The following is a 15,910-nucleotide window of genomic DNA, read 5'->3' on the forward strand; positions in this document are numbered from 1 at the left end:
ATGGCAGAGCAGAAAGAGGGGTCTGTTGACGTCGACTACGGCTCCACGATGGTGGTCGACGATACGGCCCGCGATGCAGAAATTCTGGCCCTACGTCGCTTACTTATCGAGTCTGAAACGCCTGCGGTCCAGTCCGGGGCGGACCTTTCACCAGGTATCAGCGTAATTATTCCGAGCTACTTGGGCAGCGACCGGATCGCGGTTTGCCTGCAGTCTTTGTTTGAGCAAACACTCAACCCCGCATCGTTCGAAATCATCCTGATAATTAACGGCTCCGACGATGGCACATACGGCATAGCGACTACCTTGCGAGATGCCAATCCTGGACATCACTTCAGAATTCTCTATCAGGTTCACCCTAGTGCCGGTGCCGCTCGTAACGTGGGAATCGATGCGGCAAGGTTTGAGTATCTGACATTTGTTGATGATGACGACTATGTCGGTCCGAAGTTCTTGGAGAGACTACTCGCCGCCGCGTCGCCGACTTGTGTCTCTATTTCTCCGATTGTCAACGTTGATGCACAGGGAAACCTGAATGCGTCAAACCCCGTCAACGTCCAGATATCAGCCCGAGGAAACAAGAAGTTCAGCTTCAAGTCAGTCAGTACCTTCCTCGGCCTCAATGCTTGCAAATTGCTCCCTACAAAAGCCGTCAAGAAGGTCAAGTATTCTGAACTTCTCAGGAGCGGTGAGGACGTCTGTTTCATGGCGCGCCTTGCAGTCGAGAATAATTTTGAGGCGGTCGTAGCGACCACCGAAGCCTCGGGTTCTTATTTCAGGATCCTTCGTGACGAGTCGATTTCTCGCCAACCTCTGAATTTCGACTTTGCAGTTATACAGCGTCTTGAAGTAATCCAGCAGCTCGAATCCCACAAGTCTTGGGACTCATCGACAAACGATGGAGTGCTGAATGGTTTGATAAAATCGCAGGCAAACTTCATCAAGCGCTACCTGAATGAGCACCCCAACGAAAGACAGCAGGTTACCGAGGCTGTTGACGCCTTTAACCTTAAAGACTTCCCTTGGTCTCTCATCAACGCTGGCAATGCTCGTGGCTTGGTCGTGAGCTATTGCTTTGCTCCCTACTCGGACACCAGTGCGGTAGTTGCATCAAAGGCAATTGTCGAACGCGGGGATATAGTTGACGTTATATACAACAATATGGGGTCAGTCCGCCGAAAAGATTCCAACCTGGAGACAATCGCGAGTCGGTTTATCGACTCTGCTTTCGAGATCGATGCTCCACCTTCGTTTGCCGGTTGGAAGCAGATCTCTGAGTTTGTGAAGAAGGGCTTGGCAATAGCCGACAGACGCGACATGCTGGTCGGCGGTTACGAAACCCTTTATAGCCGTGTCCTTTGGCCCGGATCGCACTTCCTTGCAGCAAAGTTCAAGATTCAGAACCCCAATGTCGTGTGGACAGCGGAGTTCTCAGATCCTATGAGCACTGACGCTCAAGGTAAGCTGCGGCCTGGTGACCTGATTCGAGATGAGTTGTTCGAGGAGTTTGAACAGGTTGTCGTGTCAAGAGGTTTCGAATCACTGGAAACAAATAGCCTGTTTACGTGGTGCGAGTATGTGACATATATCCTGGCGGATGAGCTCATTTTTACCAACGAAAATCAGCTTACCTACATGTTGAGCTATGTTTCCGATCCGAAGCTAAAAGAACATATACAAGCGAAATCCACTGTGCGGGTTCATCCAACGCCGCCAAGCAGGAGCTATGAAATTCTTCCTGCCAAATATGAGCTCGCGCATTCAGTGGTGAACGTTGGCTACTTCGGTGCTTTCTATGAGAATCGCGGTCTCATGGAGGTTCTTACCGCCCTCGCCAATTCTTCTGCTGCTGTCCGCCGGAAACTGCGGTTACACGTCTTTACAAATAAGCCCGATGATGTCATTCGTCAGGTGCAGGAATTTGGACTCATGGGAATCGTCAAGGCACAGGGTTACCGTCCTTATCTTGAGTTCCTGAACCTCACAACGAAGTTTGACGTACTGCTGGTCAATGACGTTGAACGTACGGGGGAAATGGCGATCAACCCATTCTTGCCCTCGAAGTATTCTGACTACGTGGGTAGTGGCCAGCCAGTGTGGGGCCTGTTGGATGAGGGCAGCCCCTTGAGTGCAAAGCCCCTGGCTTACAGTTCGGCGGTCGGCAACGCAGTCCAGGCTGTGCGCGTACTGGAAGAGATCCTTGCGGACTGGCAGGAGGGTAGCGGCATAGCCGCGAGCTAGCCGGTTTACCAACAGGATTGGTCGACTTGCCTCGTCTGCGTGTGCGACTGCAGCGAGGCGAGTCGACTGACCCGCTACTTGAGATTCTTCGTCGATCAAGTTGCTCGTTCGGAGACGCAGGGTCCACTCGGATGAGTTCTGTGGCGATGAGAAAGTGAAGTAAGAATGGATAACTGGGACGCTCGCCACAAGGCGCCAATTGTCAGTTGGAACGCCTTGGAGCAGCTTCGCGTTGAAGGTCGTCAACGCCACATTGTGGAACCCTCAGGATCGGAGACCTATCCTTTGGATTGTCTCGTAGAGCCCCGTGACTCCGATGTGCTCATAGTGGCCCTGCACGGCGCACTCAACAGGGAGGTCTACACGCTCCCGCGATTCGAGTGGATGGCGACGCTCCAAGACCGTCCAGAAAGCCTCCTTTTTCTTTCCGATACGCCTCTGAAAGCGCACGCGGATTTGAAGCTGGCTTGGTATACGGGCGACTCGTCGGACAACCTTACCGAGAGATACAGTGCTCTCGTTCGAAGCGTCGCCGTGCAGTGTGGAGCTTCCCGCGTGGTGCTATTGGGTTTTTCGGGCGGCGGCTTCGCTGCGCTGGCGATGGCCCCCCACATTGCGGGATCGATCGCCCTTGCCTTCTCACCGCAGGCCTCGATCGGAAGCTACTACGGGCTCTTTGCAGAAGCCTATTCGACTGCACTCTATCCGGAATATGGCTCATTTGACGAAGTGGAAGCAGCCTTTCCACATCGGGTGAGTCTGACCGCTTTATACGCAGATCCAGAGATCTCGACTAATTTTGTATACGTTCAAAATAGCGGTGATATTCATCATATGAACCACCATTATTCACCGTTTCGGGAAGTTACTGGCGAACGTCCCGGTGCCCGGTTCATCATTGAACACGAATCGGATTCGCATTCCGCCCCCGCCAAGGAGCGCGTGAATCAGATGCTCGACGAGTGTCTTGAACTTCAAATCGTCAACTAGCCCTCGTCGGCCCATGCCGCTCGGCGGTTTTTGGAATGATGACACTTCGCATCTCTCCTGGCGCACCCTATGAAGGGATTCCTACATTGCAAGAACTAGAACTCGAGATATCCCGTCTCAAGAGGCAACTCGATGAGCTCCATAAGCAAATGCGAGCTATCGCACCGAGAAAAGACGCATGGTTGCCGCCGGATACCACGGTTGGTGACAACTGCACGATTGCCCCGACGGTTCAGTTCATGTCCGGTGAGGACCGTCCAATTCGAGTGGGCGATCGGACAAACATATACCGTGGGACCGAAATTACTGGGCCAGTGACCATTGGCAGCGGCTGTTTGGTTAACCGTGATGGCTACATACGAAGCAACACGACGCTCGGGAACAATGTCATGGTGGGTCCGTTTACTCGGTTTGTGACGGATTCCCATGAGATTGGCCCGTCCTCAAAGCGCGGTGGGGCAAATAAATGGCCGCCCATCAGCGTTGGTGACGGAACCTGGATTGGCGCCAGTGTCACGATCCTGGGAGGCGTCAACATCGGTAAAGGCTGCATCATTGCGGCTGGGGCCGTAGTTACCGCTGATATTCCTGATAACTCTTTGGCCGGCGGAGTACCGGCAAGAGTCATCAGAAAGCTCAGTGATTAGATTCTGCTGTTGACTTCGCAACTCTCAGGCTGGTATTCAAGTGAATATCGGACAGGAAGCCTGCAAATGTAGCGGCTTTACGGTAGAGGGACGTCACGGGCGTCTTTCCGGTGTTTTGCAGAGCTCTTGGCCTTAGTGTCTCGACGCCGGCTTGTTCGATCCCGCGTTCAACTTCCAACAGACGTTTGCGAACGTAGTCCTGCGCATAGGGTGAATAGGGGAATTGCGCGAAGGCCAGCGGGATTTCCCATACGTTTGCCCAATCGCGGGACCACGAGGGTGCTTCAGAATCGTCGGTTGGACCCTTCGGCAGATTTTTGGCGACTGTCTTCAGGGCTGCCGACAGGACCCCAGACCACTCGGCTCGTGATCCGGGTTCGAGCGCACGACCAATGGGCATGCCGAAGGCAATAATAGTCGCTTGGTAAGCAAGACTCGCTCCCACTGCCACCTTGCCGTCCCACGTCTCGGCGTACGGCCACCAGCCTTCGCTCCACACTCCGAATCTGGATTGAATGTGGTTGATCACAAGCTGAATCTGTTGAAGCAGACGGTCGTCGCCGGTTAATTCGAATGCTCGCGACAAGGTCAGTGCTCCGTAGACGTCGCCGTTCAAGACATCAACGTGTCTGGCCTGTGCGCTCTTATAGATTGCACCCGGGTTCTCAAGTGAAACTTGTGTAAGGATGTGTTCGGCGCAGGCAAGGAGAGCGTCCTTCGCGGCGGTGCTGCCAGTTATTTGATGAACGTAATACAGCGCGTTGGCTGAAGCCCCAATTTCGGCGATATCCTGGAGATCTGGTGAGTCAACGGGCTGGTTGTAACTGCTGGAGAAAGATCCGTTTGGATTCTGGCGCTGACGAACATTTTCCGCGAGAAGCCGGGCTACACTGTCGTTGTCGTTGCCGTTCAGAAGATGATCCAGTGCATACAATGCGGCAACCTGAATTTGAGTGCAGCATGTGGCTGGGAGGCCTGTATCAGGATCAATCATCATATAAGAATTTGATTCATCGATTGGAGCTCGACGTGAATCGAAATAGGCGATCAGGGGCGTGACGATTCGTCTGAGGTTTTCAGGCTCAATCAATGTGCTTCGAAAGTCGATCAAATCCTTGTACGCCCCTTGCTGATGCTTCTCTATCGGATCCAGTTCATGCTAGCAGCCCTTTGAACTGCAACGGCGCCGCCACTGGACCAGTGGCGGCGCCGTTGTTTTCGTGTCGCTTATTGCGTTGTGATTTTTGGGCGGGGTCTCGGGCCCGTCTAGACCTGGCCTAGGCCAGCAACATCGAACTCATCGGCTCGAGCACCTATCCCAAGCAGCTGAGCAACTGCTGCTACCGTCCGTTCTGCAGCCTTGCCATCACCATAAGGATTGACGGCGTTGGCCATCGCGTCGAAGGCGTCCTGCTGGTTCAGGAGCCGGTCGACTTCCTTGACGATCGTTTCTTCATCTGTGCCGATCAGGGAGACCGTCCCGGCTGTCACGGCCTCTGGGCGTTCTGTGTTGTCGCGCATAACGAGAACAGGCTTGCCCAGGCTCGGTGCTTCTTCCTGCACTCCGCCCGAGTCCGTGAGGACAATATGTGCGAGTGAGAGCATCCGCGTGAATTCTCCGTATGCCAGCGGCTCGGTCACTACCACGTTAGGCTTACCCTCGAGCGCTGGGAGGACGGCTTCGCGTACAACCGGGTTCTTGTGGGCCGGCAACACGATGACCAGGTCCGGTTCAGCCTCAGCGATACGGGCGAGGGCGCGGCCGACTCCGCGCATGGCGTCACCTTGGTTTTCGCGGCGGTGCGTGGTGACCAGCAGGATTCGCCGTCCGCTGGACGCGAGTTCTTCCAGCTGGGGGTCGCTGAACGGCAACTGCTTGTCCACGGTGGTCAGGAGGGCATCGATGACAGAGTTACCAGTCACCACGATGTCAGCTTCAGCAATGCCTTCTGCCAGCAGATTGGCCTTGCTGGTGCTGGTGGGAGCCAAGTGGAGGCTCGCGATCTGGCTGGTGATTTTGCGGTTTGCTTCTTCCGGGAACGGTGAGAAGAGGTCCCCGCTGCGGAGCCCGGCTTCTACGTGCACCACAGGAATGCCGTGGTAGAAGGCGGCGATCGCACCAGCCGTGGACGTGGTGGTGTCACCTTGAACGATCACGGCGTCGGGCTTCTTTTCAGCGAACAACTTGTCCAAGCCATCGATGGTCCGGGTCATGATGGCGGAGAGCGACTGTCGCTGCTGCAGGATATTCAGATCGTGGTCTGGCTCGATGCCAAAAAGTTCGTTGACCTGGTCCAGCATCTCGCGGTGCTGGCCAGTGACAGTCACGACGCAGTCGAAATCGGCCGATTCTTGGAAAGCGCTGACAATCGGAGCCATCTTGATGGCTTCCGGACGTGTGCCGAAGATGGGCATGACGCTGGGCATGGATTTCCCCCGGGGGTTTATGTGAGTGACCTCCCGATGCTATCGCACGTCGTCAGTTGGCCCTCAATCGTGTAGCGGCTGAAGAAGCGCCTAGCGGACAAAGATCAACGTCAGGGCCAGGAGCGGCACTGTGACTGAGACCAGTATCACGAATACTAATGCGACGCGCCGTTTCTGACGGAGAGACAGCTCCCGGGGCGCTTGTTCCACAATTTGAGGCGATGCGATGGTTTCGGCACCCGCACGGGCTGCGTCGGCAGTCTCAGGGAGCGAAGAGGCGTCGGTCTGGGCTTGATACCCAGCCATGCGGCCGGTGGGCGTTTCACCCCTGAAACGCCGCTTGCGCAGATGGCGAGGTGCTGGCGACAAAGCCGGTGGTCGGCGCACGGGGTCGGTCACGCTTGCCTCCTCGGCTATCTCCAGATGAACTATCGCCACGAACCAATTCTTGCATTTGAACCGCACAGCGCAACATTTCGAGGCGGCAAATGGAGGCAAGGCTGCGCACTGTGGAGGCACTTGCGAAGCTGTTGCTTCAGCGCAGACGCACGGGAGGGTGGCCCCGACAACAGGGCCACCCCATGTATATCCAGTGCTAGCCGCGGTCTGAGTAGAGCGCGTCGTTCTTGATACCGGAACCGTTCGTCACATCGATGAAATAGTTCCTGCCTGATGCCAGGGAAGTGCTGCCCAGATTGGCTACAACAGACTCCATCCGAGGATTGATTCCTTGCTGCATCCCATAATTGGGGTTGTAACTGGTGGCCGTAACCGTTTTGTCGAAGACCCGGCCCGAAGTGTCGGACCACTTTACTTGCACGGTTCCACCACTGAGGTTGAATCCAGTGACCAGGACGTTGCCATTGTTGAAAATGGAGTCCGTGATGACCGGTGTCATGTTCATTGACTTTAGGCGGTCAATCATGGGGGGATACGTTCCCGCGCAGGTGAAGTACGGATCCCACATGAACGAGATCACCTTCGTGTTCGTATTACCCAACTGCTGTAATTGCTTGTCGATTCGTGCCTTGGTTGACTGGCCTCGCGTGCTTCCATCGCACGGGTTCTGACTGGTTGCGGGTGCCATGCCCTCTAGGTTGGCCCAAAGCTCGGCTCCTGTGCCTTCAACGCCTTCAGCCATGGCATAGAAGTAGTCTCGCGTGGGGGCGAGGTACTTGCTTCCCCACGTACCGCTGCCAACTATCGACGCGGCATAAGCGTCTACGTTGCTGTTGCTCTCACTACCAAAGAAGGACCCGCCCTTGCCGGTGCCCATGCCGTCTTGCACGGCAATGGATAGGTGCACGTTGCCGGCAGTTTTAGCGATCTTTTCCACAGCATTGCGTGCTTGATCCACCGTGACCCGGCCTCCGAATGCCGATCGGGAGTCGATGTAAGGGCTGACCACTGCTGCCCGACTTGGTTGATATTGGGCAATTCGGTCATTCTGCATGCGGTAAAGAGACAAAACCGGGTCCCAAACGGCCCCATCGCTGAGCGGCATCTCTGTGTGGTGGTAGAAGCCGGCCAGCCCTGAAACGTTGTTCACTTTGCCCTGGTAGATCAAGAAGCGGGCCGTGAAGACTGACAATGTGGCTTGATAAGAGAGATCCGGGAGATAGGTGATGTCGGTCCGGTTGATCGGAGCCGGCAACCCGGCGTAGAACTTCATTCCCAGGTTGGTGGCTGCCTTGCCCAGTGAAGCCGACATTGATGAAGCCGTTCCTCCATTGATCACCACCACGTCGTAGCTGCCGCTCGGAGAGGTACAACCACTTCCCTCTGAGGGCAGAACCATGATCGTGTAGATAGTGCTTCCGCTGGTGACCGTTCTGTCGCGTGCGCAAAGGATCGCGGGCGCACCCCACGAACTGCCGTCGGAGTAGGTGAAATAGCGCTTGACCTTGACCCCGGAAGCGGCGGCAGTGGCACAGTTGACACCGGAAATGGTGCAACCAGCAGGAATGGAGGAGAGCGTAGCGGGTTTCAGTCTGGAACCGAAGGTAATGACAGTGTCGCCACCCACGGATTTGATGTCGCTCAGCTTCTGCGAATTTGCCCCGTCACTGGTGCTGCCGTAAATGAAGTATCCACTGATGGGGTAAACGGGGGCAGGTGCGGCACTAGCGCTGGGTACTTGAAGGAATCCAACTATGAGCAGAGTTGCAGCAAACAAGCTGGATAAAAGATGCCTGAATCGGCGGCGAGGAGGGTCGATTGAGTTGGAACCGATTCTTTCCACGGGTGATCCTTGGGCTCGTAGGGTGAGACCTTGGACCTATGGGAAAAATGATGCACGGGGGCGGTGGCAAACTCAATCCCTTGACGGAATCCTTCAAGCGTCAAAAGGAGATCCGGAATGTTGGTCAAGAATTCGGAGTTCGGCTGACACCACTAGTTACTTAGTTACGATTTTTGTCACGACGAGGATCGGTTAGGAACCGCACTCCGGCCGCATCCACACATCGATCAACCCGCCGGTTTCAACAGCGAAGCGGTCCAGCCAAGCACCTGCAGAGAGCTCCGGCTCGGACCCGACCATTTGTACCTCAACTGAAGTGCATTGCCGCATCAAAGTTCCCGCCCGCATGAGGTGGTAATCCGAGGTGACTACGGTGACGGACTTCCAACCATGTTTGGCGGCCAGCGAAGCAACCGCATCAGCTTCCCCGCGGGTGTTTAAAGGGTCCGGACGGAAACAGATCATGTCTGGGTCGTCGCCGCCACTTTCGCTGCACAGGGCGTCACCCTCAACGTTGCCGGACAACCCCGTCGTCGAGACAACCAGAACCGGAATGTCGAGTGACTTCTGTAGGTCCTGCGCGACCGGAAGGCGTTCGCGGCTCATTCCTCCGAGCACCACTATCGCGTCGGTGTGGTGCGGTGTGGCTTGGGGAGGAAGCGCGAAGAACTGGATGGCCAGGAGAACCCACACGGCAAATGCCGCCACACATGCAATGAGCGACCGCAAAGCGACGCGCGTCATGAAGGCGGTTTTGGTGGGCACGGAGACAGTTTATGGTCCCAATCTGGACGTTCCGGACAAGGTCCCTGCACCAAAGCTGACTACCGCGTATCAACATCCTCAAATACAAGGAAAGTCTGGGTATCCAGCACGCCTTCCATGGATTGAAGTTGGTCGAAGATCACACGGCGGAGATGGATGTTGTCAGTAGCCCGCACCAACAGGATGACGTCGAAGTCCCCGCCCACCAAAGCGATGTGGTGGACCTCGGGGATGGAGCGCAGTTGTTCCTTCAGTTCCCGCCATGAGTGCTGCTGAACCTTCAGGGTTACGTAGGCCGAAGAGCGAAGGCCGGCCTTGATCGGATCCACCAACGCGGTGAATTTGGTGAGCACCCCTTCGCCGGTCAGGCGAGCCAAGCGGGAATAGGCGTGGGCACGGCTGATGTGTACGTTCTCCGCCACCTGGGTGATGGACATTCGGCCGTCGGTGGTGAGTTCGCGGATGATGTCGCGGTCAACACTGTCCAGGGGGACCGCGGTCTGCTCGGCTTCGGTCTCGCTCACACTAGGCTCCAATTCGTCTACAGCGCCGGTAGTTACCCAGCTCACAATGGCAATTCGTCTCTCAGAATAGCCCTTACCAACAATCTCTTCCATGATTTTCCCCAATGCTGGATACGAAACATCTCCCGGGAAGATACTGGAAGCACATAGTGGCTAGAGAAGGACGGACCAATGACGATCCATGCGGACCACTCTGCGCCGGAAACGGCAGCGGAGGACCAGGCTGCTGACGTTCGGAGAAAATTCGGCATCAGCGTAGAGGACTACATGCTGCCCGCCCGTCACCAAATCCAGATGGTGAACCCGGACGGCACCCTCCGCTCAAAGGAGAAGCAAGGCACCGAACCGGGCCATGAATACCCCACTCCAAGCGATGCGGAACTTCTGAGCGCCTACGAGCGACTCGTCATCGGACGGCGCATCAATGACCAGAACTCCGCGCTGGTCCGTCAGGGCCGCATGGCTGTCTATCCGTCAAGCCACGGCCAGGAAGCCTGCCAAGTCGCGGCAGCCATGTGCCTCCGCGAAGGAGACTGGCTTTTCCCGACATACCGTGACGCCGTAGCTGTTATGACCAGGGGCGTTGACCCTGTTGAGGTAATGACCATCTTCCGAGGCGACTGGCATGGCGGCTACGACCCCAGGGAGCACAACGTCGGCATCCAGTGCACGCCGTTGACCACGCAGCTTTTGCACGCTGTCGGCGTCGCCCATGCCGCCAAGCTCCGGGGCGAAGATACGGTGGTCATGGCCATGTGCGGTGACGGCGCCACCAGCGAAGGCGACTTCCACGAGGCACTCAACTTCGCGGCCGTATTCCACCTGCCCGTCATCTTCTTTGTGCAGAACAACAAGTACGCCATCTCCGTACCGCTCAGCCACCAGTCCGTCGCGCCCTCGCTCGCCCACAAGGCCGTTGGCTATGGCATGGCAGGGGAGCGCGTTGATGGCAACGATCTTGTAGCCCTGCTCGCGGTCATGGACCGCGCCGTAAAACTTGCCCGGGAAGGTTCGGGTCCCCTGCTGATCGAGGCCCACACCTACCGCATGCAGGCGCACACCAACGCTGACGACGCCACCCGCTACCGCCCGGACAGCGAGGTCGCCGAATGGCAGGCGAAGGATCCGCTGACCCGCATGAAGGCGTACCTCACGGACAAGGGCCTCCTGAACGAGGAAGCCAACGCGAAGATCGCCGACCACGCTGAAGCCGTGGCCACCCAACTCAGGGAAGGGCTGGGCGAGGACGTTCCGGTGGAACCGCAGAACCTGTTCAAATACGTCTTCGCCAAGCAGACCCCGCAGCTGAAAGAGCAGTCTGAACTGCTCGCCGGTGAACTCGCACGTGAGGAAAGCGCAAAATGACCGTCACCACTTCCGTTAACGGCAACGTCAGCGCCGCGACGGCCAGCGCGGCCGCTTCGGCCGCAGCAACGGCAGAAGCCACGGGGCCCCAGTCCATCACCATGGCCAAGGCACTGAACACCGCAATGTCAGATGCCATGCGGGCAGATGATTCGGTGCTGGTCTTCGGCGAAGACGTCGGAATGCTCGGCGGCGTCTTCCGCATCACCGACGGACTCATGGCCGAGTTCGGCGAACAGCGCTGCTTTGACACGCCGCTCGCTGAGTCCGGCATCGTGGGAATGGCCGTTGGCATGGCCATCAACGGAATGCGTCCGGTAATCGAGATGCAGTTTGACGCCTTCGCCTACCCGGCCTTCGAGCAGATCGTCAGCCACGTGGCCAAGATGCATAACCGCACCAAGGGCAAGCTTAAGATGCCCATGGTCATCCGTGTTCCCTACGCCGGTGGCATCGGGGGAGTGGAGCACCACTGCGATTCCTCCGAGTCCTACTACGCCCACACCGCCGGCCTGAAGGTCTACACTCCGGCCACAGTCGCCGACGGCTACCGCATGCTCCGCGAGGCCATCGACTCCGATGACCCGGTCATGTTCATGGAACCCAAAAAACTCTACTGGTCCAAGGACCAGGTGGACCTGGCCGCGTTGCGCGCAGAGCACGACGCCGGCACCTTCACCGAGGGCCGCGCCGCCGTCGCGCGTCCCGGCACGGACGCGACGCTCATCGCCTACGGTCCGTCCGTTCCCACCGCGCTCGCAGCCGCAGCCGCTGCCGCTGAGGAGGGTCGCTCACTTGAGGTCATCGACGTTCGCACCATCGTCCCCTTCGACGACGAAACCGTCTGCGCGTCCGTTCGCAAGACGGGACGCGCCGTCGTGATTGCCGAAGCTCATGGTTTTGCCTCCGTCTCCTCGGAAATCGTGGCCCGCGTCCAGGAACGTTCCTTCCATTACCTGGCAGCTCCGATTCGCCGGGTCACAGGTTTCGATGTGCCGTTCCCGTCTCCAAAGTTGGAGCACTACTACTTGCCCAGCGTCGACCGTATCCTCGACGCCGTTGACGACCTTCAGTGGGAGGACTGACCATGAGCTCAGATATGCAGGTATTCCTTCTGCCGGACCTGGGGGAAGGCCTCACCGAGGCCGAACTCGTGAACTGGCTCGTCGCCGTCGGCGATGAAATCAAAGTTGACCAGCCCATCGCCGAGGTTGAGACCGCCAAGTCCATGGTGGAGGTGCCTTCACCTTATGCGGGCACAGTTGCCGAGTTGCACGGCCAGGCAGGAGAAACGCTCGACGTCGGCAAGCCGCTGATCTCGATCGCCCGCGTGGGTGCCGCTCCCGTTGCGCCGGAAGCTCCCGCTGCCGTCGAAGACGCAGTGACGACTGGCGTGCCGGCTTCGCCCGAGGTTTCGGCGGCCGCCGAAACCTACCGGACAGAGGAGAAGGCTGGCTCCGGTAACGTCCTCATCGGTTACGGGACACCGGGAGGTGCAACGACCGGCCGGACCCGCCCGCGGAAGTCGAGTGTCGCCGTCGTCGACTCCGTTGTTCAGGAGGCCCCGGCGGCTCCACTGGAACCCGGCCTGGCTGGCACGAGGATCCCCGGAAAGCTCAGTGCAGTCATTTCGCCGCTCGTGCGGAAGATGGCACGCGACCATGGTGTCTCCTTGGACACGATCGAGGGGTCCGGCGCAAGTGGGTTGATCATGCGGAAGGACGTCGAGGCCGCAATCTCGACACCGGACGCTCCAGCGGCTCCTCCTGCTCCTGCCCTCGAGCGGGTTGCACCCGCAGCGGAGGGGGAAATGGATTCGCGGACAGGTCTCGCCGTGTCGGCCCGCACCCCCGTTCGCGGCGTCCGTAAGGCCGTTTCTGCGAACATGACCAAGAGCCGTTCGGAGATCCCGGAAGCAACTGTATGGGTGGATGTTGACGCAACCGCATTGGTTGAGATGCGGGCTGAACTGAAAAGGCGCTCGCCACACGACACTCCCGGTCTAATGGCCTTCATTGCTCGTTTTGTCACGGCTGGGTTAAAAAAATATTCGGCACTCAACACACGCTTCGAAACGGTGGCCGACGGCTCGCAGGAGATCGTCGGCTTCGACGGAATCAACCTCGGTTTTGCGGCGCAAACAGACCGAGGCCTGGTGGTTCCGTCGGTGCGCAACGCCCATCAGCTGAGCGCCCGCGAACTGGACGCAGAGATCCGGCGGCTGACCGCCGTCGCCCGCGATGGCAAGGCGACCCCGGCCGAACTGGGCTCGGGCACCTTCACACTGAATAACTACGGTGTGTTCGGCGTCGACGGTTCAGCAGCGATCATCAACTATCCCGAGGTGGCGATGCTGGGCGTTGGCCGCATCATCGACAAGCCGTGGGTAGTGGATGGTGAGCTCGCGGTCCGCAAGGTCACCGAGCTGACGTTGGCCTTCGACCACCGGGTTTGCGATGGGGAAACTGCGGCGGGCTTCCTTCGGTATGTTGCGGACTGCATGGAAAATCCGGGTGGTGCGCTGGCGGATATGTGAGGCACCAGCGAAACTGGGTCCCGGCCGCTTGGTCGGGACCCATCCATTTAATCTACAGACTCGTCATAAACCGGTGACGCTTGCAACGCAAGTCAAGTCTCGGTTTAGAATCTCGTGGGGGTCAGCTGGTGGTCTCCAGTTGCCCGCGCTCGACCCCGCCATGGTTCGTTCGCGCTTTCCCGGGGGATACCGAATCATGGTCAAGAAATACGCGCAGCAATCTTTACGGTTCGTTGGCATCGCCACAGCCGCTGTCCTCATCGGTGGTGGGTTTGCCGCCCAGCCAGCCCTGGCCGATGACGGGAACATACTTCCCAGCGCGCCCCAAGCTCTGCGGTCGACGCCCGAATCCAGCACTGACCAGTTCATTGTTGGTATTAAGGACAACTCGGTCCAGGCGGCACGCGTGGCAGTCGAGGAGGCAGCGGACAACGCCGCCTCAAAATTGGGAGTATCTGCACAAACCGTCCGCGACGTTGCCACTGGCGGGCACGTGGTCAAGCTCGACGAGGCGCTGAGTGCAAGCGAAGCCGAGAAGTTCGCTGAATCTCTCCGCCTGGATCCGAACGTCGCCTACGCCGAACCTGACACGGTTATGCACATTGCGGCGGCGCCGAACGACACCTACTTCAATCAACAGTGGGACCTGTGGGAAAGCCAGGGTGGCCTTCGCACTACCGGTGCTTGGGATTACACCCGTGGCGAGGGCGTGGTGGTGGCCGTGGTGGACACAGGCATCACCAGGCACTCTGACCTCGACGCCAACATCCTGCCCGGCTACGACATGATCGACGACGCGGCGGACGCGCGGGACGGCGACGGCCGGGATCCTGATCCGACCGATATGGGCGACTGGGTTTCGGCCAACCAGTGTGCCGACGGTAGCCCCGCGGAAGATTCGTCTTGGCATGGAACGCACGTAGCCGGCACCATCGCTGCCGTCGGAAACAACAACCGGGGCATCAGCGGCGTCGCTCCTGGGGCAAAAATCCTGCCTGTTCGGGCCCTGGGTGTTTGCGGTGGCTACACCTCGGAGATTGCAGACTCCATCGTCTGGGCGGCAGGCGGCGTCGTTAGCGGTGTGCCAACCAACCCCAACCCCGCCAAGGTCATCAACCTCAGCCTGGGCGGCATCAAGGCGTGCTCGGCGACCTACCAAAACGCCATCGACTTCGCGCACAACGCGGGTGCCGCCGTCGTGGTCTCGGCAGGAAACTCGAACGTACCGGCATCCCAAGCCAGCCCGGCAAACTGCCAGAACGTCATTACCGTGGCCGCCAGCACCAGGTCCGGTGCGAAAGCGCCGTATTCCAATTACGGGGACGCCGTTGATGTCACGGCGCCCGGTGGCGACATGCGCTCGGATCCGTTGAACGGCATCCTGTCCACGTACAACGCCGGAACCACCACCCAGGCTGAAACCGGTTACTACTTCATGCAGGGAACGTCCATGGCCGCCCCGCATGTCTCCGGACTGGCGGCACTCCTGTTCGCCGCCGAAGGTGGCTCGCTGACTCCGGCTACTTTGGAACAACAACTCAAGGACAGCTCCCGTCCCCTGCCGGCCGGCTGCGCTCCCGGTTGTGGAGCCGGCCTCGTCGATGCAACGGCTGCGCTGATTGCTTACGGCGGCAACTTGCCTGTGGCGCCGTCCCCTGTGGTCTTCAAAGACCTCGACGGGACGGCAAAGGACACGTTCCAGATCCCCGCGGTCAAGGGCGTTGAATACTTAGTCGGTAGCGTCGTTGTTCCTGCCGGCGTTTACCGTGCCAACGGGACCGTCACCGTGACCGCTCGCGCCGCCAAGGATTATGTCCTCGCAGTGGGGGCTACTACTTCCTGGAGCCACGCGTTCTCGTCTGCCCGCATCAAGATCACGGACTTCAACGGCGACGGCAATTCGGATGTCCTGGCCCGGGACACCAATGGCGTTTTGTGGCTGTACCCCGGTAATGGCTCCGGCGGTTGGCTGACGGCCAAGCAAATCGGTTCGGGCTGGAATGTCATGACGTCCATCGAAGCCCCTGGTGATTTCAATGGCGACGGCAAGGCGGACGTCATTGCCCGCGATGGCAAAGGCGTTTTGTGGCTGTACCCCGGTAATGGCTCCGGCGGTTGGCTGACGGCCAAGCAAATCGGTTCGGGCTGGAATGTCATGACGTCCATCGAAGCC

Annotated in this window: 12 protein-coding genes; 7 read left to right on the forward strand and 5 right to left on the reverse strand. The window is 58.4% G+C overall.

Going from position 1 to position 15,910, the window contains the following annotated elements; genetic code table 11:
• From ACH488_RS15950 to ACH488_RS15960, 3 genes are all read left to right on the forward strand, one after another.
• A complete protein-coding gene (locus tag ACH488_RS15950) occupies positions 1-2,241 on the forward strand; it encodes a glycosyltransferase (RefSeq protein ID WP_397325539.1) in 2,241 nt (746 codons plus the stop codon).
• Between the two features lie 165 nt (positions 2,242-2,406).
• The gene (locus ACH488_RS15955; protein WP_397325540.1) at positions 2,407-3,231 is read left to right on the forward strand and encodes a hypothetical protein; all 825 of its coding nucleotides are present in this window, start codon (positions 2,407-2,409) and stop codon (positions 3,229-3,231) included.
• A 314-nt stretch (positions 3,232-3,545) separates the two neighbouring features.
• A complete protein-coding gene (locus ACH488_RS15960) occupies positions 3,546-3,878 on the forward strand; it encodes a DapH/DapD/GlmU-related protein (RefSeq protein WP_397325541.1) in 333 nt (110 codons plus the stop codon).
• On the opposite strand, the gene ACH488_RS15965 is transcribed toward ACH488_RS15960, so the two are convergent.
• The 5 genes from ACH488_RS15965 to ACH488_RS15985 form a co-directional block, all read right to left on the reverse strand.
• On the reverse strand, positions 3,868-4,989 hold the full coding sequence (locus ACH488_RS15965) for a hypothetical protein (protein ID WP_397325542.1): 1,122 nt from the start codon (positions 4,987-4,989) through the stop codon (positions 3,868-3,870). The two genes, ACH488_RS15960 and ACH488_RS15965, sit on opposite strands and share 11 nt — an antisense overlap.
• Before the next feature lie 155 nt (positions 4,990-5,144).
• Entirely contained in the window at positions 5,145-6,305 is a 1,161-nt protein-coding gene (gene wecB / locus ACH488_RS15970; RefSeq protein ID WP_397325543.1) for a non-hydrolyzing UDP-N-acetylglucosamine 2-epimerase, read from the reverse strand.
• A gap of 595 nt (positions 6,306-6,900) precedes the next feature.
• Positions 6,901-8,547: a hypothetical protein gene (locus tag ACH488_RS15975; protein ID WP_397325544.1), complete on the reverse strand. Its 1,647-nt coding sequence runs from the start codon at positions 8,545-8,547 to the stop codon at positions 6,901-6,903.
• Positions 8,548-8,739: 192 nt separating this feature from the next.
• Positions 8,740-9,312, reverse strand: coding sequence for a YdcF family protein (locus ACH488_RS15980; RefSeq protein WP_397325545.1), 573 nt, complete (start codon positions 9,310-9,312; stop codon positions 8,740-8,742).
• Positions 9,313-9,371: 59 nt separating this feature from the next.
• Entirely contained in the window at positions 9,372-9,836 is a 465-nt protein-coding gene (locus ACH488_RS15985; protein ID WP_397325546.1) for an Lrp/AsnC family transcriptional regulator, read from the reverse strand.
• A gap of 171 nt (positions 9,837-10,007) precedes the next feature.
• On the opposite strand from ACH488_RS15985, the gene pdhA reads away from it, so the two are divergent.
• From pdhA to ACH488_RS16005, 4 genes are all read left to right on the forward strand, one after another.
• Positions 10,008-11,201, forward strand: coding sequence for a pyruvate dehydrogenase (acetyl-transferring) E1 component subunit alpha (gene pdhA, locus ACH488_RS15990; protein ID WP_397325547.1), 1,194 nt, complete (start codon positions 10,008-10,010; stop codon positions 11,199-11,201).
• On the forward strand, positions 11,198-12,286 hold the full coding sequence (locus tag ACH488_RS15995; RefSeq protein WP_397325548.1) for an alpha-ketoacid dehydrogenase subunit beta: 1,089 nt from the start codon (positions 11,198-11,200) through the stop codon (positions 12,284-12,286). The genes pdhA and ACH488_RS15995 overlap by 4 nt, the downstream gene beginning before the upstream one ends.
• A gap of 2 nt (positions 12,287-12,288) precedes the next feature.
• Positions 12,289-13,737 (forward strand): dihydrolipoamide acetyltransferase family protein, encoded by a 1,449-nt coding sequence (locus ACH488_RS16000; RefSeq protein ID WP_397325549.1) that lies wholly within the window; start codon positions 12,289-12,291, stop codon positions 13,735-13,737.
• 196 nt (positions 13,738-13,933) lie between these two features.
• Positions 13,934-15,910 (forward strand): S8 family serine peptidase (locus ACH488_RS16005; RefSeq protein WP_397325550.1); only part of this gene is annotated, 1,977 nt, incomplete at its 3' end.

This window comes from Paenarthrobacter sp. NPDC018779 (assembly GCF_044391085.1).
GTDB lineage: Bacteria > Actinomycetota > Actinomycetes > Actinomycetales > Micrococcaceae > Arthrobacter.